This window comes from Pedococcus sp. P1_H8 (assembly GCF_056405175.1).
In genome coordinates, this window is the sequence record NZ_JBFUCP010000087.1 from 1 (window position 1) to 576 (window position 576).

General features: G+C 71.0%; 1 protein-coding gene. It reads left to right on the forward strand.

Annotation, left to right across the window (positions count from 1 at the left end; genetic code table 11):
- Nucleotides 1–223: 223 nt before the first annotated feature.
- On the forward strand, nucleotides 224–576 hold a 353-nt coding region (locus tag AC1DYG_RS18985; protein WP_477641422.1), incomplete at its 3' end, for an SAM-dependent methyltransferase.

The following is a 576-nucleotide window of genomic DNA, read 5'->3' on the forward strand; positions in this document are numbered from 1 at the left end:
GGCATCGGTGGTGGGCCCGCCCGACCGTGTCGAGGAGCTGGGCCGGGCCTTGGCCCGCGAACTGCTCGACCTCGGCGCCCGCGAGTTGATGGGTGTCGCCGATGTGTAGATCGTCGAAACCCAGGCGGGCCAGGCACCACCCCGGTCCGCAGCACCCCGTCACAGCACCTGACATCGCACGACCCCACACTGCTCGACACTTGAACGCACTGGAGAACAACCGATGAGCCGAGTCCGAAAGAACACTCCCGGACGGATCCTGTTCGTGGGCTCCGGGCCCGGCGATCCCGCGCTGCTCACCGTCCGCGCCAGGGACGTCCTGGCCAACGCGACGCTCGCGTTCACCGATCCCGACGTCGACAAGGGCGTCGCCGCGCTGGTCGGCACGGCGCTGCTGGTCAAGGGCGTCGAGGTCGACCCGGAGCACCCCCTCTCCGAGGTGCGGCCCGCCCTCGGCGAGCCCGCCGAGGTCGCGAAGACCCTGGCCGCCGAGGCCAAGAACGGCCACGACGTGGTCCGCCTGGTCTCCGGCGATCCGCTGACCACCGACTCGGTGATCGCCGAGGTCACCGCGGT